The organism is Solirubrobacter soli DSM 22325 (assembly GCF_000423665.1).
Classification (GTDB): domain Bacteria; phylum Actinomycetota; class Thermoleophilia; order Solirubrobacterales; family Solirubrobacteraceae; genus Solirubrobacter; species Solirubrobacter soli.
In genome coordinates, this window is sequence record NZ_AUIK01000037.1 from 35105 (window position 1) to 53095 (window position 17991).

20 protein-coding genes are annotated in these 17991 nt (G+C 71.2%); 11 read left to right on the forward strand and 9 right to left on the reverse strand.

The window, feature by feature from the left end; translation table 11 throughout:
- Window positions 1–8: 8 nt before the first annotated feature.
- On the reverse strand, window positions 9–1034 hold the full coding sequence (locus G569_RS0127450) for a UDP-N-acetylmuramate dehydrogenase (RefSeq protein ID WP_306765234.1): 1026 nt from the start codon (window positions 1032–1034) through the stop codon (window positions 9–11).
- Between G569_RS0127450 and G569_RS51970 the strand changes: the two genes are divergently transcribed.
- The 4 genes from G569_RS51970 (at window position 1026) to G569_RS0127470 (ending at window position 4153) form a co-directional block, all read left to right on the forward strand.
- Complete coding sequence (locus G569_RS51970) at window positions 1026–1919, forward strand: 2-phospho-L-lactate transferase CofD family protein (protein ID WP_037499558.1); 894 nt, start codon at window positions 1026–1028, stop codon at window positions 1917–1919. The genes G569_RS0127450 and G569_RS51970 overlap by 9 nt on opposite strands.
- Before the next feature lie 8 nt (window positions 1920–1927).
- Window positions 1928–2557, forward strand: coding sequence for a 2-phospho-L-lactate guanylyltransferase (gene cofC, locus G569_RS51975; RefSeq protein ID WP_053227050.1), 630 nt, complete (start codon window positions 1928–1930; stop codon window positions 2555–2557).
- Window positions 2550–3278, forward strand: a complete 729-nt coding sequence (cofE, locus tag G569_RS0127465) for a coenzyme F420-0:L-glutamate ligase (protein WP_028065813.1) — start codon at window positions 2550–2552, stop codon at window positions 3276–3278. Before cofC ends, cofE begins: the two co-directional genes overlap by 8 nt.
- Before the next feature lie 128 nt (window positions 3279–3406).
- The gene (locus G569_RS0127470; RefSeq protein WP_028065814.1) at window positions 3407–4153 is read left to right on the forward strand and encodes a recombinase family protein; all 747 of its coding nucleotides are present in this window, start codon (window positions 3407–3409) and stop codon (window positions 4151–4153) included.
- A 249-nt stretch (window positions 4154–4402) separates the two neighbouring features.
- Here the strand turns inward: G569_RS0127470 and G569_RS61545 are convergent, their stop codons facing one another.
- From G569_RS61545 to cofH, 5 genes are all read right to left on the reverse strand, one after another.
- Window positions 4403–5449 carry an HD-GYP domain-containing protein gene (locus G569_RS61545; RefSeq protein ID WP_084285645.1) on the reverse strand — a complete coding sequence of 349 codons (1047 nt, stop codon included), beginning with the start codon at window positions 5447–5449 and terminating at the stop codon, window positions 4403–4405.
- Window positions 5450–5529: 80 nt separating this feature from the next.
- Entirely contained in the window at window positions 5530–5949 is a 420-nt protein-coding gene (locus tag G569_RS51985) for a winged helix-turn-helix transcriptional regulator (RefSeq protein ID WP_053227051.1), read from the reverse strand.
- Window positions 5946–6506: an RNA polymerase sigma factor gene (locus G569_RS0127485; protein ID WP_053227052.1), complete on the reverse strand. Its 561-nt coding sequence runs from the start codon at window positions 6504–6506 to the stop codon at window positions 5946–5948. Before G569_RS0127485 ends, G569_RS51985 begins: the two co-directional genes overlap by 4 nt.
- A gap of 63 nt (window positions 6507–6569) precedes the next feature.
- Window positions 6570–8237, reverse strand: a complete 1668-nt coding sequence (locus G569_RS0127490) for an alkaline phosphatase D family protein (protein WP_028065816.1) — start codon at window positions 8235–8237, stop codon at window positions 6570–6572.
- Window positions 8234–10384: a 5-amino-6-(D-ribitylamino)uracil--L-tyrosine 4-hydroxyphenyl transferase CofH gene (gene cofH / locus G569_RS0127495; protein WP_037499562.1), complete on the reverse strand. Its 2151-nt coding sequence runs from the start codon at window positions 10382–10384 to the stop codon at window positions 8234–8236. The genes G569_RS0127490 and cofH overlap by 4 nt, the downstream gene beginning before the upstream one ends.
- A gap of 20 nt (window positions 10385–10404) precedes the next feature.
- On the opposite strand from cofH, the gene G569_RS0127500 reads away from it, so the two are divergent.
- Window positions 10405–10956 (forward strand): hypothetical protein, encoded by a 552-nt coding sequence (locus G569_RS0127500; RefSeq protein ID WP_157592351.1) that lies wholly within the window; start codon window positions 10405–10407, stop codon window positions 10954–10956.
- On the opposite strand, the gene G569_RS0127505 is transcribed toward G569_RS0127500, so the two are convergent.
- Window positions 10950–11309 (reverse strand): hypothetical protein, encoded by a 360-nt coding sequence (locus tag G569_RS0127505; protein ID WP_028065819.1) that lies wholly within the window; start codon window positions 11307–11309, stop codon window positions 10950–10952. The two genes, G569_RS0127500 and G569_RS0127505, sit on opposite strands and share 7 nt — an antisense overlap.
- Before the next feature lie 20 nt (window positions 11310–11329).
- Between G569_RS0127505 and G569_RS0127510 the strand changes: the two genes are divergently transcribed.
- From G569_RS0127510 to G569_RS0127520, 3 genes are read left to right on the forward strand one after another with little or no spacing between them, the layout of a single operon-like run.
- Window positions 11330–11509 carry a hypothetical protein gene (locus G569_RS0127510; RefSeq protein WP_028065820.1) on the forward strand — a complete coding sequence of 60 codons (180 nt, stop codon included), beginning with the start codon at window positions 11330–11332 and terminating at the stop codon, window positions 11507–11509.
- 10 nt (window positions 11510–11519) lie between these two features.
- Window positions 11520–12401: a CAF17-like 4Fe-4S cluster assembly/insertion protein YgfZ gene (gene ygfZ / locus G569_RS51990; RefSeq protein WP_053227053.1), complete on the forward strand. Its 882-nt coding sequence runs from the start codon at window positions 11520–11522 to the stop codon at window positions 12399–12401.
- Window positions 12402–12443: 42 nt separating this feature from the next.
- On the forward strand, window positions 12444–12929 hold the full coding sequence (locus G569_RS0127520) for a hypothetical protein (RefSeq protein ID WP_028065821.1): 486 nt from the start codon (window positions 12444–12446) through the stop codon (window positions 12927–12929).
- A gap of 44 nt (window positions 12930–12973) precedes the next feature.
- On the opposite strand, the gene G569_RS0127525 is transcribed toward G569_RS0127520, so the two are convergent.
- Complete coding sequence (locus tag G569_RS0127525; RefSeq protein ID WP_053227054.1) at window positions 12974–14695, reverse strand: sensor histidine kinase; 1722 nt, start codon at window positions 14693–14695, stop codon at window positions 12974–12976.
- Between the two features lie 12 nt (window positions 14696–14707).
- Window positions 14708–15055, reverse strand: coding sequence for a VOC family protein (locus G569_RS0127530; protein WP_028065823.1), 348 nt, complete (start codon window positions 15053–15055; stop codon window positions 14708–14710).
- A gap of 104 nt (window positions 15056–15159) precedes the next feature.
- Here G569_RS0127530 and G569_RS0127535 point away from each other — a divergent pair, with 104 nt between their 5' ends.
- From G569_RS0127535 to G569_RS59050, 3 genes are all read left to right on the forward strand, one after another.
- Window positions 15160–15516 carry a response regulator gene (locus G569_RS0127535; protein ID WP_028065824.1) on the forward strand — a complete coding sequence of 119 codons (357 nt, stop codon included), beginning with the start codon at window positions 15160–15162 and terminating at the stop codon, window positions 15514–15516.
- A 32-nt stretch (window positions 15517–15548) separates the two neighbouring features.
- A complete protein-coding gene (locus G569_RS0127540) occupies window positions 15549–16031 on the forward strand; it encodes a hypothetical protein (protein ID WP_028065825.1) in 483 nt (160 codons plus the stop codon).
- A 142-nt stretch (window positions 16032–16173) separates the two neighbouring features.
- The gene (locus G569_RS59050; RefSeq protein WP_028065826.1) at window positions 16174–17985 is read left to right on the forward strand and encodes a 3-keto-disaccharide hydrolase; all 1812 of its coding nucleotides are present in this window, start codon (window positions 16174–16176) and stop codon (window positions 17983–17985) included.
- Window positions 17986–17991: the final 6 nt, after the last annotated feature.

Sequence of the window (17991 nt, forward strand, 5' to 3'; positions counted from 1 at the left end):
CCTGCAACTCACCATTTGTGTCCCACGAACACCGGCTCGGGCACCAGCGCGACCCCGAATCGGGCCTGGACACCGGCCGCGATCTCCCGTGCCAGAGCCACCAGCTCCCCCGTCGTGCCCTCCCCCCGATTGACCAGCGCGAGCGTGTGCTTGGTCGAGATGCCAATTCGTCCGTTCCCATACCCACGGGTGAACCCGGCCTGTTCGATCAGCCAGGCAGCGGACGTCTTGATCCGGCCGTCGGGCTCGGGGAACGCGGGGGCGTTCGGGAGCTTCGCCCAATCCTCGTGGGTCAGGATCGGGTTGGTGAAGAACGAGCCGGCGCTGACCGAGTCGGGGTCGGCCGGGTCGATCACCATCCCCTTCCCCCGGCGCAGCCCGAGCACGGCCGCGCGGACCTCGTCCAGCGGCGCGCTGCCACCCACCGGGACGCCGAGCGTGCGGGCGAGCTCGGCGTAGCGCAGCGGACCCGAGACCCGTGACTCGTTCAGCCGGAACGCGACCGCGAGCACCGTCCAGCGGTCGCGGTGCTTGAAGATGCTCGTGCGGTAGTCGAAGCCGCACTCGGCGGCGGACAGCGTGACGACCGCGTCGGTCTCGCGATCGTGGACGCGCACCCACTCGACGGTCTCCGAGACGTCCTGCCCGTAGGCGCCGACGTTCTGGATCGGCGTCGCGCCGGTCGAGCCGGGGATGCCGGACAGGCACTCGAAGCCCTGCAGGCCCTCGGCGACCGTCATCGCGACCACGTCGTCCCAGGGCTCGCCGGCGGCGACGATCGTCAGGCCGCCGGCGTGGGTCACCCCGCGGGTGCGGACGAGCGCGACGGTGCCGGGGACGCCGTCGTCGGCGATGACGACGTTCGAGCCGCCGGCCAGGACGAGGTCGGCGCCGTCGCGCACCGCCTGGACGAGCTCGTCCTCGCTGTGGGCCTCGATCAGCCGACCCGCCGGCCCGCCGAGGCGGAGGGTCGTGAGAGGCGCGAGCCGCATGCGCGGGCTGAGGTTAGTAGCCTGCCCGCCGCTGTGGCACACGTCGTCCTGCTCGCGGGGGGTACCGGAGGCGCGAAGCTCGCTCGCGGCCTGCTGGATGCGCTCGGCCCCGAACTGACCGTCATCGCCAACACCGGCGACGACCTGGAGATCTATGGGGCGCACGTCAGCCCCGACCCGGATCTCGTGACCTTCTGGCTCGCCGACGCGATCGACGAGCGCGGCTGGGGCCTCGCGGGCGACACGTTCGCCGCGATGGACCAGCTCCGCGCGCTCGGTGAGGACGTCTGGTTCAACCTCGGCGACCGCGACCTGGCGATCGGCCTGCACCGCGCGGGACGGCTCGCGGCGGGGGCGCGGCTGACGACCGCGATCGACGACCTGCGGCGCGCGTTCGGCGTCCCGGCGCGGGTGCTCGTCCCCACCGACGACCCGCTGCGGACGTTCATCACCGCCGCCGGCCGCGAGCGGGCGTTCCAGGAGTTCATGATCCGCGACCGCGCCCAGGGGCCGATCGAGGACGTCGAATACCGCGGCGAAGCGGCGCCCGCTCCGGAGGCCGTGGCGGCGCTGCAGGAGGCGGACACGATCATCATCGGCCCGTCGAACCCGGTGCTCTCGATCGACCCGATCCTCGCCGTCCTGCAGCACGAGCTGCACGCGGCCAAGGCGCCGGTCGTGGCGGTCTCGCCGCTCGTGCGCGGCGCGGTGCTGAAAGGGCCGACGGCCGACTGCCTGCGCTGGGCGGGCCGGACGCTGGACTCGGACGGGATCGTCGACCACTACGAAGGGCTGATCGATGCGCTGGTCGCCGATCAGCGGTCCGAGCACGTCCCGACGTTGGAGACCGACGTGGGGCTCAATGACGCGGACGCGCGGCGCCGGGTCGCCCACGAGGTGCTCGAGTTCGCCTCCGCGCTAGCGTGAGATCGCGGATGCGGACCGTCGCGATCCTCCCGGTGAAGAGCTTCGGCCGTGCCAAGCAACGGCTGACGGGCGGCTTCGACGACCGCCCGGGGCTGGCGGCGGCGATGGTCGCGGACGTGCTCGACGCGCTGGATGCCGTCCCGGAGCTGGACGGCGTGATCGTCGTCACCGCGCAGGCCGTGAGCGCGCGCACGGACGTCGTGATCGTGCACGACCCGGTCGAGGCGGGCCAGTCGGCGGCCGCGGCGCGCGGGATCGCGACCGCGCTGGAGCGGGGCTTCGAGCGGGTGCTGCTCGTGCCCGGCGACTGCCCGGCGCTCGATCCGGCCGAGGTCTCCGCCCTGCTCGCACATCAGGGCGACGTGGTGATCGTGCCCGACCGGCACGGGACGGGGACGAACTCGCTGCTGCTGACGCCGCCCGACGTGATGGCGCCGGCGTTCGGCGAGGGGTCGTTCGCGCGCCACGAGCGGCTGGCCGCCGAGGCGGGCGCGTCGTTCGTGGTCGCCGAGGCGAGCTCGCTGGAGCTCGACGTCGACACGCCGGACGACCTCGCGGCGTTGCGCCGGGCGCTGGCCGCCCGTCCTGGAGGTGCGGTGCGCACCCGGCGGGTGCTCGAGGACGCCGCGGTTGCTTGAGCTGCAGGCGGTCCCCGGCCTTCCGGAGATCCGGCCCGGTGACGATCTCGCGGCGCTGATCGCGGGAGCGTGCGACTGGCGCGCGACCGACGTGCTCTGTGTCGCCCACAAGGTGGTGTCCAAGGCCGAGGGGCGGATCGTGGCGCTGGCCGACGTGACGCCGGGCGAGCGGGCGCTGGCGCTGGCCGCCGAGCACGGCAAGGACCCGCGGGCGCTCGAGGTCGTGCTCTCGGAGTCCGCCGAGGTCGTGCGCGCCGACGCGGGACGGATCATCTGCCGGACCCGGCACGGGTTCGTGTGCGCGAACGCGGGCGTCGACGCGTCGAACGCCGGTGACGAGGACACGCTGATCCTGCTGCCGCTGGACCCCGACGCGTCGGCTCGGGCGTTGCGCGCCGCGCTTCCGGGTCATCCCGCGGTCGTGATCACCGACTCCTTCGGGCGGGCGTGGCGGGCGGGGCAGTGCGAGATCGCGATCGGGATCGCCGGCCTGCGGCCGCTGGAGGATTGGCGGGGGTTGCCGGACACCGCGGGCCGTGAGATGCATGCCACCGTGATCGCGATCGCCGACGAGGCGGCCGCGGCCGCCGACCTCGTGCGCGCCAAGAACTCGCGCGAGCCCGCGGTACGCATCCGCGGGCTCCAACGCCATGTCACCGCCGAAGACGGGCCTGGCGTCGCCGCCCTGGTCCGACGACCGGAGGATGACCTCTTCCGCTGAATCCGTTGCATCTGCGACCCCGCCTCTGGTAGGTCTAAGCAGGACTGAAGGAGGGCGTGATGCGTGGAGCTGCTCCGGCCGGTTCGGTCCGGCGCGTACGGCTTCAGAGCGCCGTGATCGTTGCGGTGATGTGCCTGGCGGGGGCGGCGTTCACCGCCGCGGGCTCGCCGTGGTGGGTCGCGCTCCTCTACGCCGTCCTCGGCGTCGCGCTCGCGGTCGCGCGGCTGCGGATCGGGCGTCCCGTCCGTGACGGCCGCCGCGCGATCGGCTACATCCACACCGGTTCAGACCGCCCGCGCGATCGCGCCGCCGCGGTCCGCCGCTTCTGTGAGGACCGCGGGCTCAACCTCGTCGTGCTCGTCCACGACGGCGACGAGCAGCGTCGCTCGCTAGCCTGGGCGCTCGCCCAGTTGGAGGCCGACGAGGCCGACGTCCTCGTGGTCGGCCGCCTGCAGGATCTGTCGCCGGACGTCGCTTCCCTGGCGCCGTTGTTGAAGTGGTTCGACGGCGATCGCCGCTCGCTGATCGCGGTCGACCTCGCGTTGGACACGTCGACCGAGGCGGGCCGCCTCGCGATCACGGCCGTCGCCGACGTCGGCACCTGGGACGCCCGCCCGGCCTCCCCACCCTCGCTCACGCTCGTTCCCAGCACGCCGGCGCACGCCCGCCGGCGGGTCTCCGACGTTCCGGAGCTCCAGGCCCGGATTCGTCGCATGCGCTCGCAGGGCCTGACGCTGCAGGCGATCGCCGACACGCTCAACGCCGAGGGTGTCCCGACACTGCGGGGCGGGGCCTTGTGGCGCCCGTCGAGCGTCCAACGCGCGTGCGGGTACCGGCGGCCGGGCCGCGGGATCGAGGTCGACCGGGGCGCGTGAGAATGCGCGCCCGTCGGACGCCCATGTCGCGAACACGGGGTCCGACGGGTCATCGCCCATGCGCTCCGCTTGGCACCGGGGCGGTCAGGGGAGGCCGGCCCGATGTCGGCCATGGCGGAGCCGCGCGACCGGTTGGTCGTCCGGCCGCGACGTTCGCGTGATGCAAGGACTCCTGCCCAGGACGACACCGAATGACGCCCCGCTCACCAGGGCGCGCCAGTTTCCTGACGCTTTCGTGCGTATACGCGGCTACAACCGCAGGAATGCTTCGACGACCGCCGGGTCGAACTGGCGGCCGCTCAGCCGGACGATCTCCGCGCGGGCGTCCTCGCTCGACCACGCGAGCTTGTAGGGGCGCTCGCTGGTGAGGGCGTCGTAGACGTCGGCGAGGGCGACGATCCGTCCCGGGAGCGGGATCGACGCACCGGTCAGGCCGTGCGGGTAGCCGGTGCCGTCCCACCACTCGTGGTGGGTGCGGGCGATCAGCCGGCCGACGCGCAGGACCTCGGAGGTGGTGGACGCGAGGATCGACGCGCCCGCCTCGGCGTGGGCCTTGATCTGCTCGAACTCGGCGGCGCTGAGCTTGCCCGCCTTCAGCAGCACGGAGTCGGCGACGGCGAGCTTGCCGATGTCGTGCAGCGGCGCCGCGAGCCGGATCAGCTCGACCTCGTCCTCCGGGCAGCCGAGCGACGCGGCGAGCCGGGCGGCGAGGTCGGCGACGCGCTCGGTGTGCTCGGCGGTCGCGCCGTCGCGGTACTCGGCCGCGCGCGCCAGGCAGTGCAGGGTCTCGGTCCGGGCAGCCTCGAGTTCCTCGTACGCGCGGACGTTCTCGATCGCGACCGCCGTCGAGTCCGCGAGCGCCTGGAGCAGCCCGACCTCCCGCTCGCTGGGGAGCCGGTGGTGCGCCCAGTAGTTGCCGATCGCGCCGACCGGGTCGATCGTCCGGATCGGGACCATCGCCAGCGACTTCACGAACGTCGGCCGGTAGGCGGCGTGCGGGATCCGGTCGTCGACGTAGATGTCCTCGATCGTCACCGGCTTGCGGTTGCGCATCGCCCAGCCGGAGATGCACTGCTCGAGCGGGAACCGCTGGCCCTTCCAGAGCGGCTCGATCGCGTCCTCGTCGGCGTAGAAGCACTTGTCGCCGTCACGCAGCACGAACGTGGCGCCGTCGGCGCCCGTGAGACGGCGCGCGCCGCCGCGGACGATCTCCTGGATCTCCGGAAGCGAGCGGGCGAGCGAGAGGCGTTGAACCAGGCCGACCAGGTCGAAGGCGGGGTCCGATGTCGCGGGCATCGGCGGGCAGTATCGGCTGGCCGCGGCGGACCTTGAGCCGATCTGCCCGATTTGGTTCGTGCGCTGACGAAACTTCTGTTTCAGGCAGCTCTAACGCGGGCGGCGGCGCGGGTGTCGAAGCGCTCGCGCGCCTCCTCGACCCGTTTGCCGTGCGTCAGCGACCAGGAGCCGAGCGCCTTCAGCGGCGGCGCCATCGTCGCGCCCAGCGGGGAGAGCGCGTACTCCACCCGTGGGGGCACCTCGGCGTGGACTCGGCGCACGAGCAGGCCGTCGCGCTCCATCGCGCGCAGCGTCTGCGTCAGCACCTTCTCCGAGATCGGTGCCAGGTCTTCCAGCAACTCGTGATACCGACGCGTGCCGTCTCCCAGCGCCAACAGGACGTCCACCGACCATTTCGAGCTCAAGAGCCCGATCGAGTCGCGGATCAGCCGTGCTGAGCGCGTCCGCTCGGAGATACGGCGCGCGTGGGCGTGATCCGTGGCCATGGGCGGTGCGGTCATGCCTCTGCTCCCCTCAGCTTCAGTCCGAGTGCGCGGAGCGCCCTCGAAACTCGAAGTCGCGCGGCGTTCTGGCTGCAACCGAGCGCGCCCGCGACCTCCTCATAGTCGAGCTGCTGTACGACCCGCAACTCAAGGGCCTTGCGCTGCTCGGATGGCAGCGCGCGCACCGCGTTCTTCAATAGCGGCGCCAGCGAGGACGCGAACATCCGTTCGTCCACGGCCTCGTAGTCCTCGCACTCCGCCCATGCCGTCGGCATGCCGAGGCGCTCGCGTGCGGCGCTCTCGATGCGGTTGTGCTTGTGGTACTGGCGCAGCAGGTTGCGAGCGATCCCGAACAGCCACGGTGCCCCTGAGCCGTCGGCCAGATCTTTGAATCGCTTCGACGCGTGCCACGCCTGCGCGAAGGTCTCCGCCGTGAGGTCCAGCGCAGCCGTCTCGGACCCGGTCTGGCGCACGAACCACGACCTCACCCAAGCGGCGTAACGGTCGTAGAACTCGCGGAAAGCCAGGGGATCCTGTCTTGCTGCGGCGAGTAGGTCTGCGTCGGTTCGGATCACGTGGTGCGTAGCTGCTCCAAGCGGTTCGCTACCAGATCATGACCCCAGCGCGGAGAGTGTGTCTTAAGTCCGTGTGTACTCGGCGTTGGGTTCGATGGGGCGCTCGTACACGCGCTCCAGTACAGGCTCGCCCTTCCCGTCCTCGGGTGGAATCGCCTTCTCGAGGACGAACGTGGCGCGCGCGCCCTCGAACTCAAGCATCGCAACTTGGTTGTTGAACCAGGGTTTTTCGTGCGCGAGCCGCCACTGCACCGGCGGGTCCGCCACTCCGGCGCGACGCGCCAGCGCGCGCATGACGAGGCCGCCGAACCGTGTCCAGCCGGCGAGGATGACCCGCTGCTCTTTCGTGTCCAGCGGGTTGCGGAACGGCGAGCACACGGCCTGCCAGACCGCGGACTGCACGCCGGCACCGGGTTGGAACCCGACCTCGGCCAGGTACGCGTGGTGCACATCACCACTTAGGACGCAGATCGTGGACGGCGCATTCCCTCTCCGCCCCGCGCCGACCTCCGTGATCAGGTCGCACATGCGCCGGAACGACGCCTGCCACGCCGCCCAGTGCTCGAGATCGAGCTCCTGGCGCAGCTTCTCGGCGAGCTTCTTGACGCCCTTGCCCCACGCGCCGTCGGCGACGACCTCGTTCCAGGCCTCGAGCCAGTGCATCGCTGGCCCCATGAACAGCGGCAGCGACGTGCCGATCAGCAGGTGCTGGACGTCGCCACGCGCATGCTCCTCGATCCAGTGCCACTCGTCCCGGTCGACCATCGAGCGATTGCCGGGATCGAGCACGCGCCCGGCGCGCGAGTCGACCATGACGACCCGCGCCGGGCCGATGTCGCGGCAGAAGCTCCAGCGCGTCCCCTCGACCTCCTCGTCGGCCTGCTTGGCGAACGCCCGCAGCAGCTCCGTGGCGTTCGGGTCGGTGCGCAGTTTCTCGTAGAGCTCGAACTCCGCCCGCTCGGACGGCGAGAGGTTCCCGAGGTGCTGGTAGATCAGGTAGCTCTCGAACGCGGCGACGATCCGCTTGCGCCACCACGCCTTCTGGCGCATCTCGGTGACCCACTCGATCGACGTGTTCCAGTCGTCGTGGACGTCGTGGTCGTCGAAGATCATCGCGCTCGGCACGGTCGAGAGCAGCCAGCGGATCACCGGCTCCCCCCACGCCTTGGTGTACAGCTTCACGTAGTCGTCGTAGGAGACGACGAACTCGCCGCCGTCGAGGTCGCCCTCCAGGTCCGGGTGGACCTCGTCGGCGTAGACCTGGTCGCCGAGCAGCAGCAACGCGTGCGGCCACTCGTCCGGGTCGGCGTGGGTCATGCGCAGCGCGAAGCCGCGCAGCGCGTCGATCTCCCGCCCGCGGTCGTCCTCGTCCTTGCGCAGGGTGTACGGCGGCTCGTGCGGCGCGGCGACGCGGCAGGAGCCGAAGATGATCCGCACCGGATCCTCGAGCGTGTGGGTGCGCAGGACGCTCGGCGGGAAGCGGCTGTCGGCCTCCGGCCAGACGACGTCCCCGTCGAGCGCCACCTCGTACGGGATCGCGGTGTCGGCCGGGAGCTCGGTGACGTGCACGAGCGCGTAGTGGTGGCCCTCGACGGTGAAGGTGCGCTCGCTCGCCGCGGGCCGCCCCTTGGGCCGCACCTCGACCGTGCAGGGCGCGGTCGTCTGCACCCACACCGTGGCTTCATTGGTCCCCGCGTGGCGGAGCAGCGGCCCTAAGTGGATGTCGGTCAAGCCGCCGCCGCGAGGTCGTAGTGGCGACGGATGCCGTACAGCGTCGTCCGCTCGGCCGCGGGCCGTCCGGCGCGGTGCGCGGCGGCGACGAGGTCCTCCGGGTCGAGCTTGACGCCGTGGTCGGCGCCCGCCATCCGGCTGATCGACTCCTCCATCAGCGTCCCGCCGAGGTCGTTGACGCCCCAGCGCAGCGCCTCGGTGGCGGCGTCCAGGCCCATCTTGACCCAGCTCGCCTGCAGCGACGGGATCGTCTTGCCCAGGGCGAGCCGGAAGACCGCGGTGTGCTTGAGGTTCTCCTCGCGCGAGATCTCCGCGATGCCGTGGGTGCGGCCGAGCAGCGTCTGGAACGGGATGAAGCTCAGCGGCACGAACTCCGTGAAACCGCCCGTGCGGTTCTGCAGCTCGCGCACGACCCGCATGTGCTCGGCGAGCTCGTCGGGCGTCTCGATGTGGCCGAACATCACGGTCACCGTGCTCCGCAGCCCCACCTCGTGGGCAGCGGTGATGATCTCCACCCAGCGCCCCGCGGGCAGCTTGTTCGGGCTGATCCGCTGGCGCACGCCGTCGTGCAGGACCTCGGCGGCGGTGCCGGGGACGCTGCCCAGGCCGGCCTCGCGCAGCTGCTCGAAGACCGCGTGCGGGCTGAGCCCGCTCACGTCCACCATGTGCGCGACCTCCATCGGGGAGTACGCGTGCAGGTGGATGTCGGGCGCGGTCTCCTTGGCGAGACGCAGCCAGCTGAGGTAGTCCTCCAGGCCCCAGTCGGGGTGGATGCCCGACTGCATGCAGATCTCGGTCGCGCCGAAGGCGAGCGCGTCGTGGATGCGGCGGACGAAGTCGGCCTGGGAGTGCTCGTAGGCATCGGGCGAGCGCTTACCCACCCCGAAGCCGCAGAACGCGCACCCGACCGTGCAGATGTTCGAGACGTTGATGTTGCGGTTGACGACGAACGTGACCAGATCGCCCGCCAGCTCCTCGCGCAGCTCGTCGGCCGCCTGGCGCATGTCCTCGATGACCTCGGGGCGGCTCTCGGCGAACATCGCCGTCAGCTCCTCGGCGGTGAGCGGCTCGCCGTTGCGGGCGCGCTCGATCGAGTCGCCGGTCGTTCCCGCGTAGGTGCGACGCGGCATGAACGAGCGGTACTTGCTCTCGATCACGTCGAGCACCCGCGGCGCGATCCACTCGCTCGTCATGTACTGCGGATAGACGCACAGACGCTCGGAGACCGCCGCGATGTCCTTCAGCCGCTCGCGCACCTGCTTCGGCGACGGGAACGGGTGCTCGGGCGAGATGTGGTCGCCGTTGGAGGACAGGCCGCCGAGGTCGGTCGCCCCCGCCTGGACGAGCTCCGGCCACCAGTCCGCCAGGTTCGGAGGGATCTGGATGCCCACGTCGGGCATCAGACGGCGCGTCTCGGCCACGAGACGCTTCATGTCGTCGATGTTGACCGGGCACGCCCAGCTCGGCAGATCGCGGTGCGGCGCGTCGCTCAGGCCGGTCGCCCAGAAGCGCTCGGCCGCCTCGGTGGCGATCTCCGCCGGCTCCTCGCCGTAGTACTTCCGGTGCGGGACGAAGTTCTGGAGGATGATCTCCTGGATGTGCTCGTAGCCGGTGAGCGCCTCCAGCGACGCCATCCGGTCCTCCTCGGACTCCCCGATGCCGACCAGGATCCCGGACGTGAACGGGATCTTCAGCTCGCCGGCGGCCCGGATCGTCTCCAGGCGCACGGCGGGGTGCTTGGTCGGCGATCCCTGGTGGGCGATCAGGTCCGGGTTGGTGGACTCGAGCATCAGCCCCTGCGACGCCGTGACCTCCCGCAGGCGGGCGAGGTCGGTCGCGTTCAGCGTGCCGAGGTTGGTGTGCGGGAGGATTCCGCGGTCCAGCGCTCGTTCGCACGCCCAGACGACATAGGCGACGAAGTCCTCGAAGCCCAGGGCGGCCAAGCGGTCCTGGATCTTCGGCTTCTCGCCGGTCAGCACCAACAGCTCCTTGACCCCGCGTCGCGCGGCGTGGTCGATCAGGCGCTCGACCTCCTCCGGCTCGTGCAGGTGGGGCTTGTGCGTCGCGAACGAGCAGTACTTGCAGTGGGCGCTGCACGTCCGCGAGAGCGAGAGCGTGACATTGCGCGAAAATGTGACCCTGCGCATCCGTTCGCCACGATACCGGTGTGAGATTCCCGGCTCTCTTGTTGGTCGCGATGACGCTCGCCGGCTGCGGCGGCGTCCAGGGCTCGTCGCAGTTCGGTGACGTGTCGCTGCTGTTGCAGGACACGCCCGGCGCGGACGAGGCGGGCGTGTATCTGGCGACGCAGCGCGGCTATGACGAGGCCGAGGGCGTGACGCTGCAGGTCACCCGCTCCGGCATGGCGGACTTCCGGCTCGTCGAGACGCCGCCGAAGGGCTGCATCGCCGTGATGGCGGTCGTGCGGCCGTCCAAGCTCGTGCTCTGCGCGGACGAGATCACGCTGCAGGACGAGCGCCCGAAGGTACTGGCGGTCGTGCGGGCGCTCACGCGCGGCTACGAGCAGGCGCAGATCGAGCCCGACGAGGCCGTCGCGGCGATGGACGGCCAGGTGCCGGGCGTCTCGGAGGGGAAGCTCTCGGCGGAACTGGATCAGGTCGCGCCGACGTGGACGGCGGGCGCGCCGTACTTCGGAGAGCTGTCAGCGGGGCCCGGGCGCGACCCGACGGTCGCGCGCGACGCCCGCAAGGGTCACTGAGAACGGATTCGCTTGAACTCTTGCCGCACCGATTCGGGGCGGCCCCACATCTGGGTCACCTCGACGCGGCCCTCGCGGACCTCGCGCAGCACGAGCTCTCCCGCGATGCCGGAGTCGTCGAGCAGCTGCATCGTCCCGAGCACGACCTGGGCCGCCGCGGCGTGCCCGAAGTGGTGCGCGACGTTGAGGTGGAAGTGCCAGTCGTGGTGCGAATACGGCTGCGCGTTGCACGTCACGAGCAGCGTCGCGGCGTCGATGTAGCGGTCCTCCTGGACGCGGAGGTCGAGCTCCATGTCGGTCCAGTCCGAGGGGAGCGCGTCCAGAATCTCCTGGAAGTCTTCGGCAAGCGGCATGATTGCGTGCTAGAGGGTACATGGCCGACTCGATCCCCTATGACCTCGAAGGCCTCCTCGCTCTGCTGACGCGGCTCGACGGCGCGGAGGAGGTCGCCGTGGTGCGCTCCGCGCTGGAGGCGGGCGTGCCGCGCGAGCGCGTGCTCGACGAGCTCACCCGCGAGGTGACGCGGCGGCTGGCGAGGTTGGAAGAGCGCTAACGTTTCGTGAGTGAGTGACACGTTCGTCGTCGACCGCTCAGAACGGGGCAAGCTCGCCCTGACGGGCGCCGAGGCCAAAGACTTCCTCCACGGCCAGGTGACCAACGACATCCTCGGCCTGACGCCGGGGCACGGCTGCTACGCCGCCTTCCTCACCCACAAGGGGAAGATGCTCGGCGACATGCGGGTGTTCGACGTCGGCGACGAGCTGCTGCTCGACTGCGAGCGCGTGGCGCTGCAGGAGCTCTTCAACATGATCCGGCGCTACAAGCTCGGGCGCGACGTCGAACTGCACAAGCGGACGCTCGAGCTGGGGCTGCTGTCGGTGATCGGCCCTGACGCACCCGCGTTGGCCGGCCCGGACGAGCACGACAACGCGCGGGTGCGGCTCGGCGACGCTGACGTCGTCGCGGTGCGCACGGACGTCGGCGTGGATCTGTTCTTCGCCGCCGCCGACCGCGAGGCCGTCCGGGGCGCGTTGCCGTTCCCCGACGGCGACGAGGCGAGCGCGGAGATCGTGCGCGTGGAGCACGGCCGCCCGCGCTTCGGCATCGACATCGACGACAGCGTGATCCCCCAGGAGGCGGGCCTGAACGAGCGTGCGGTCTCGTTCACCAAGGGCTGTTACGTCGGCCAGGAGACCGTCGCGCGGCTCTACTACCGCGGCAAGCCGAACCGCCGGCTGCTGGGGCTGCGGTTGAGCGAACCCGTCGAGCCCGGCACGGAGCTGCGAATGGGCGAGAAGGTCGTCGGCAAGCTCGGTTCGGTCGTCGTCTCCCCCGACCACGGCCCGATCGCGTTGGCCCTCGTGCGCCGCGAGGCCAACCCGGGCGACACCGTCGATCTCGCGGGTTCCACCGCGCTCATAGTCGACGTCCCGTTCGCGCGGTAAAGTCGCAGTAGCACCAACAGTCCGGACCGAAGGGAGCAGCCCATGGCCGCTCACGTGATCGTGCTCGCCAACCGCACCGCCGCGGCGCCTGAGCTCATCGAGGCTCTGGTCCACCGAGCGGAGCGAGGGCCGATCCACGCGACCTTGGTCATGCCGGCCGCCGGGCCGGGCACCGCCGCCCGCGCCGAGTGCAAGACCCGTTTGGACGCAGCCCTGGACGCCTGGCGTAAAGCCGGCATCGAGCGCTGCGACGGCGTGGTGTGCGATCCGGTACCCCTGGAGGCGCTGGCCGAGGTCTGGGACCCGCTCCGCCACGACGAGGTCATTGTGGCGACGCTGCCCGGCCAGTCCTCGAAGTGGCTGCGCGGCGACCTCCCCCACGCCGTCGCCCGCTTCACCCAGGTCTCCGTCCTGCACGTCGTCGCCCACGACCCGGAGGTCGTCCGGGAGACGTCCGCCGCGCCCGTGCACGAGAAGTCGCCGCTCGGACCGCTTAGCGTCCTCGCCTGGGGCGGCAAGTCCGTCTGAGAGCCGGTTGACGAATACCGGTCCGACCATTCGTCAACAGACTCTTAAACGAGAGCGGCGACGCGATATGGGAGGCGGGCGCGGATCAGCGTCCCCTCGCCCACCGGGCTGTCGACGGTCAGCGCGCCGTCGAGGGCCGCGACGCGATCGGCGAGGCCGCTGAGGCCTGAGCCGTTGCGGGCGTTCGCCCCGCCGCGGCCGTCGTCGCGCACCTCGATGACCACTTCGGCACCCTCCAACGCGACGGTCACCGCCGCGTTCGAGGCCGCGGCGTACTTGGCGACGTTCGTGAGCGCCTCGCTGACGACGAAGTAGGCCGCGCTCTCGAGGGCGGGCGGCAGGCGGACGGCGAGGCCGACGTTCACGGTGACCGGAATGGGGGCGCGGGCGGCGAGGCCGTCGAGCGCGGCCACGAGGCCGCGCTCGCTCAGGACCGCCGGGTGGATGCCGCGGGCGAGCTCGCGCAGCTCGTGCAGGCCCTGCTTGAGCGCCTCGATCCCGGCGTCGAGGAACGACGCGGCCTTCGTGCCGTCCTCGGTGGCGAGGCGGGCGAGGCGCAGCGTCAGGGCGAGCGAGACCAGGTGCTGCTGGGCGCCGTCGTGGAGGTCGCGCTCGATCCGGCGGCGCGCGTCATCGCCCGCGGCCACCAGCCGAGCGCGAGAGGCGCGCAGTTCCTCGTAGCGGGCGCGCAGCTCGGCGTCCAGCCCTTCGTTGCGCAACGCGAGCCCCGCCGCCGCGCCGGCGGCGCGGACGAGTTCGGGTTCCTCGAGCAGGGCGGCGTCGTGGATGATCGCGGCGACCTTCGCTCCGTCGTGCTCGATCTCGGTGACGGCGCGAGCGGACAGGTCGGCCGGCCGGCCGGCGGCGTCGACGTACTCCCCGCGATCCGGGAGCCAGAACGCCAGCTCCAGGCCGGGATCGCCGAGGGCCTCGGCGAGCGCGTCGCGCACGTTGGTCGTGCCGACCCGCTCCATCAATGCGCCGAGCGCGCCCGCGCGCGAAACGCTCGAGCGCAGCAGCCCGACGAGGAACGCGAACGGGACGGCGGTGATCAGCGCGATCAGGACCGTGTCGAACCCCTGGGCGACCCCGTTCTGGCCGGCGATCTGCGGGATCACGCTGGCAACGCCGACCACCGCGACCGCCCCGCCGGTCCACAGCACCGGGGCGAGCGCCCGTCGCTGGACCGGGCCGGAGTGCCGCCAGCGGCGCACGAGCACCACGCACACGCCGGCGAGCATCGCGACGCCCGCGATCCCGAACACCGCGTCCAGGACGCCGACCGTCGCCGGGCTGTCGGTGATGAGCCAGACGTTGTCGGGGCAGCCGTGGCAGTCGGTGTACGGCGACGGGTCGAAGAGCAGCGCGATCGGCTGCGCGAACGCGACTGTGTACCCCAACAGCACGACCCTTCGCTCGAGCCCGGGAGCGAGCCGCCCCGCGGGGAACGCGACCAGCAGGTGGACGAACGGGCCCGCCCACAGCCCGCTGACGGCGATGCCGACGTTGAAGAGCACCGGCGAGTCCGACTCCGGCAGCGCACCGAGGAACCACAGGAACCCGACGAGCGTCATCAGCCGGCCGATCGGCTGCTCCGGCCGGCGCCACATCGCGTACAGGCCGGTGCCGATGAACGACCAGCCGAGCGTCAGCGCGAGCACCACGAACGGGCCGGTGATCGTGTCGTGCGTCCCCGTCAGTACGAGCGCGAGCGCGGCCACGCCGAGGACGAACCCCGCGAACGCCAGACCCGCGAGACCGCGCATGACCAGACTCTCTCAGGACGTGCCCACGAACTCCAGCCGGTTGCCCCACGGGTCGTCCGCGTAGAAGCGAGCGACGCCGGGGATCTCCTCGTCCCAGCGCACCTCGACGCCGGCCTCGAGGAGGCGGTCCGCCAGCACCTCGAGCTCGGTCACGCGCAGCGCGGGGTGTGCCTTCCGCGCCGGGACGAAATCCGGAGTGACGCCGACGTGCAGGAATCCGAACCAGACGCCGCCGCGGGCGGCCAGCGCAGGAGGCTTCTCGACCTCGCGCAACCCGAGCAAGCCGCCGTAGAACGCCCGCGCCTCCGCCTCGCAGCCCGGGGGTGCGGCGACCTGGACATGGTCGAGCCCGCTGATCACACCATGAGCCTACGGCGACCTCTCGACCGGGGGTGCGGCTGCCCGGCACCCCCACGGGAGCTACCGCGCTTTTGAATGCCTGCTCCGGCGGGCATTCTGACCTTGTGCCACAGACCGTCCTCATAGTCGATGATCACGCCGGGTTCCGCCACGCGGCCCGGGCTCTGCTCGAAGCCGACGGCTTCGACGTGGTCGGCGAGAGCGCGACCGGCACCGAGGGTCTGGAGGCCGTCCAGCGCCTGCGCCCGCAGGTCGTCCTGCTCGACGTCGGGCTGCCGGACGTCGACGGGATCGAGGTCGCGGGCCGCCTGAGCGCGTGTCCCGGCGGCGGTCCGGCGGTCGTGTTGACCTCGAGCCGCGACGCCTCCGACTACCCGCCCCACTTCGAGAACTGCGGCGCGCGCGGCTTCATTCCCAAGGCGGAGCTCTCAGGCGACGCCCTGGCTATGCTCGCCGCCTGAGCAAGCCGCTCCTCGCCCTCGCGCTCGTCTTCATGCTGTTCGCCGCGGCGGGCCTGTCGTCGCTGGACGCGAACGACTTCTGCAACACCCCGCACGACGGCGCCAAGCGCGCCTCGGTCAAGGTCTGGCCGCCGGGTCAGGAGTGCTCGTTCGCCGCGGGCCGCTCGCGCGTGGTCAGCGGCAAGCGCAGCGGCGTCGGCTTCGTCGCGATCCTGGCCGCCGGCGTCGCGCTGGTGTCGATCCGGCGCTCGAAGCTCGCCTTCGCCACCGCCGCGACGTTCGGTGTCACCGGCCTGACGGCGCTCGGCGTCGCCCAGGTCCCCGCGTTCGGTTTCGGCTGGGTGGTAGGCGGAATCATCGCCTTCCACTTCACGCGCTCGCACGCCGCGTGGATGACCGCGGCGGCCGCGCTGGCGGTCGGCGGCATCGGCCAGATCGCAAACCTCGACCCGTGGAGCTGGGCGGTCGTGCTGCTCGCGCTGATCGCTGTGCCGGTTCCCTACGACGAACGCTGAGAAACATCGGACAGAAGTCCGACAGAAGACAGCGCTAAGTCATTGACTTAGGTCCATAAAGCAGCATAAAGTCCCGCGAGTCCACTGAGCAATGCAAGGAGGGGTCTTGCCGGGGAACCGCAGGAGGGTCTTTGCCGGCTGCGTGGCGTTGACGGCGCTCGCAGCAACACCGCAGGCCGCGCACGCGCAGTACACCGCGCCGCCGCCCGCGCCGGGCTTCCACTACATCTTCGACGGCACGGCCACGGGCTCGGACGCGTCGTTCGACAAGTGGAAGTTCGCCAGCGGGACGCTGGCGCAGTCCGCGACGCAGGGCCAGGCGACGCTCGACGCCGCCGAGGGCACGATCCGCGTCGGTGCCTCGCCGTTCGGGTCCTACTGGTACACGCCGCGCCCGTTCGGTGACGTGGTGTTCCGCATCCAGTACCAGATCGAGAACACGCCGACGGCGACGCCGAACGGCGGCATCATGGTCCGCGCGCCGTACTTCGCCTACACGGGCGCCGACACCAACGCGGTGCTGGCGCAGAAGCCGACCGGCTTCAACTACGACGTCTGCGGCGGGGCGCTCGCGTTCTGCAACCGCACCACTCCGGCCGCGTCGACGACCTACAACTGGGCCGGGATGCCGGGTCCGTTCCCGCCCGGCGGCTTCGAGTACACGGGCGGCTACTGCGCCCGCCAGACGGCGTCCGGCGTCTACAACGTCAACGGCACCAACGGCCAGCCGCTGACGGTCAACGGCAACGCCAACAACCACCAGCACTGGACCCAGGTCTACTGCGGCCACGAGATCCAGATCAACGAGTCGCTCACCGGCGGCGGTCCGCGGCCCTCGAGCGACGCGATCAAGACCGGCTCGGTCTACGGCTTCCGCAACCTCAACGCGCAGCAGTCGGGCACGTATGAGCGGCTCACGGCGGGTGTCTGGCACCAGTACGAGATCCGCACGATCGGCCAGCAGTACACGATCATGATCGACGGGAAGATCATCAACCAGTTCGACAACTCGATCCCGAAGATCAACACCCGCGCGGGCGACGCGCCGACGATGGCGCGCCAGTTCACGGAGGGCTACCTCGGCCTCCAGACGCACGGCGGCACCGACCGCATCTCCTACCGCGAGATCCAGGTCAAGGACATCGCCAAGGCCGACATCCCGGTCAACACCGGCGCGCCGAGCGTCAGCGGCACCGGTGTCACCGGCCAGCCGCTGACCTGCAACACCGGCACGTGGAACACGGCCGCGGGAACGACGTACTTCTACCGCTGGTACCGGTCGAACAAGATCCTCCCGACCAACCCGCGCTTCCGCGCCCCGAGCGCCACCGACTACTGGAACCAGACCACGCCGGCGAACCCGCTCTACGGCACGCAGAACCTGACGTGGACGGACTCGCTGCAGGTCGGCGACCAGCAGACCTACACGCCGACCGCCGACGACATCGGCAAGGTCATCCACTGCACCGTCAACGCCGACAACGCCGGCGCGACCGTGTGGAAGACCGCGCAGGCGCCGGAGATCGGCAACAGCTCCGCCGGCGGCTCCGTGCCGGCGACGCTCTCGCTGACGCTGGGCGCCCCGGCCTCGTTCGGCGCGTTCACGCCGGGCATCACGAAGACCTACGAGGCCGCCACCACGGCCAACGTGATCTCGACCGCCGGTGACGCGACGCTGAGCGTCTCGGACCCGTCGCCGACCGCCACCGGCCACCTGGTCAACGGCGCGTTCTCCCTGCCGCAGCCGCTGCAGGCCCGGGCGCGCAACGCGGCCAACACGGGCACGGCGTACAACAACGTCGGCTCGAACCTGAACCTGCTCACGTACAGCGGCCCCGTCTCCAACGACGCGGTCGACCTGCAGTTCAGCCAGCTGATCAACTCGGGTGACGCGCTCCGCACGGGCGCGTACGCGAAGACGCTGACGTTCACCCTCAGCACGACCTCGCCGTAGTTTCGA

Excerpts from the sequence above, each read along its gene's own strand:
- cofC (WP_053227050.1), top strand. The coding sequence starts at position 1,928 with ATGCGGACCGTCGCGATCCTCCCGGTGAAGAGCTTCGGCCGTGCCAAG.
- G569_RS0127470 (WP_028065814.1), top strand. The coding sequence starts at position 3,407 with ATGTGCCTGGCGGGGGCGGCGTTCACCGCCGCGGGCTCGCCGTGGTGG.
- G569_RS61545 (WP_084285645.1), bottom strand. The coding sequence starts at position 5,449 with ATGCCCGCGACATCGGACCCCGCCTTCGACCTGGTCGGCCTGGTTCAA.
- G569_RS51985 (WP_053227051.1), bottom strand. The coding sequence starts at position 5,949 with ATGACCGCACCGCCCATGGCCACGGATCACGCCCACGCGCGCCGTATC.
- cofH (WP_037499562.1), bottom strand. The coding sequence starts at position 10,384 with ATGCGCAGGGTCACATTTTCGCGCAATGTCACGCTCTCGCTCTCGCGG.
- G569_RS0127505 (WP_028065819.1), bottom strand. The coding sequence starts at position 11,309 with ATGCCGCTTGCCGAAGACTTCCAGGAGATTCTGGACGCGCTCCCCTCG.
- G569_RS0127510 (WP_028065820.1), top strand. The coding sequence starts at position 11,330 with ATGGCCGACTCGATCCCCTATGACCTCGAAGGCCTCCTCGCTCTGCTG.
- G569_RS0127520 (WP_028065821.1), top strand. The coding sequence starts at position 12,444 with ATGGCCGCTCACGTGATCGTGCTCGCCAACCGCACCGCCGCGGCGCCT.
- G569_RS0127525 (WP_053227054.1), bottom strand. The coding sequence starts at position 14,695 with ATGCGCGGTCTCGCGGGTCTGGCGTTCGCGGGGTTCGTCCTCGGCGTG.
- G569_RS0127540 (WP_028065825.1), top strand. The coding sequence starts at position 15,549 with ATGCTGTTCGCCGCGGCGGGCCTGTCGTCGCTGGACGCGAACGACTTC.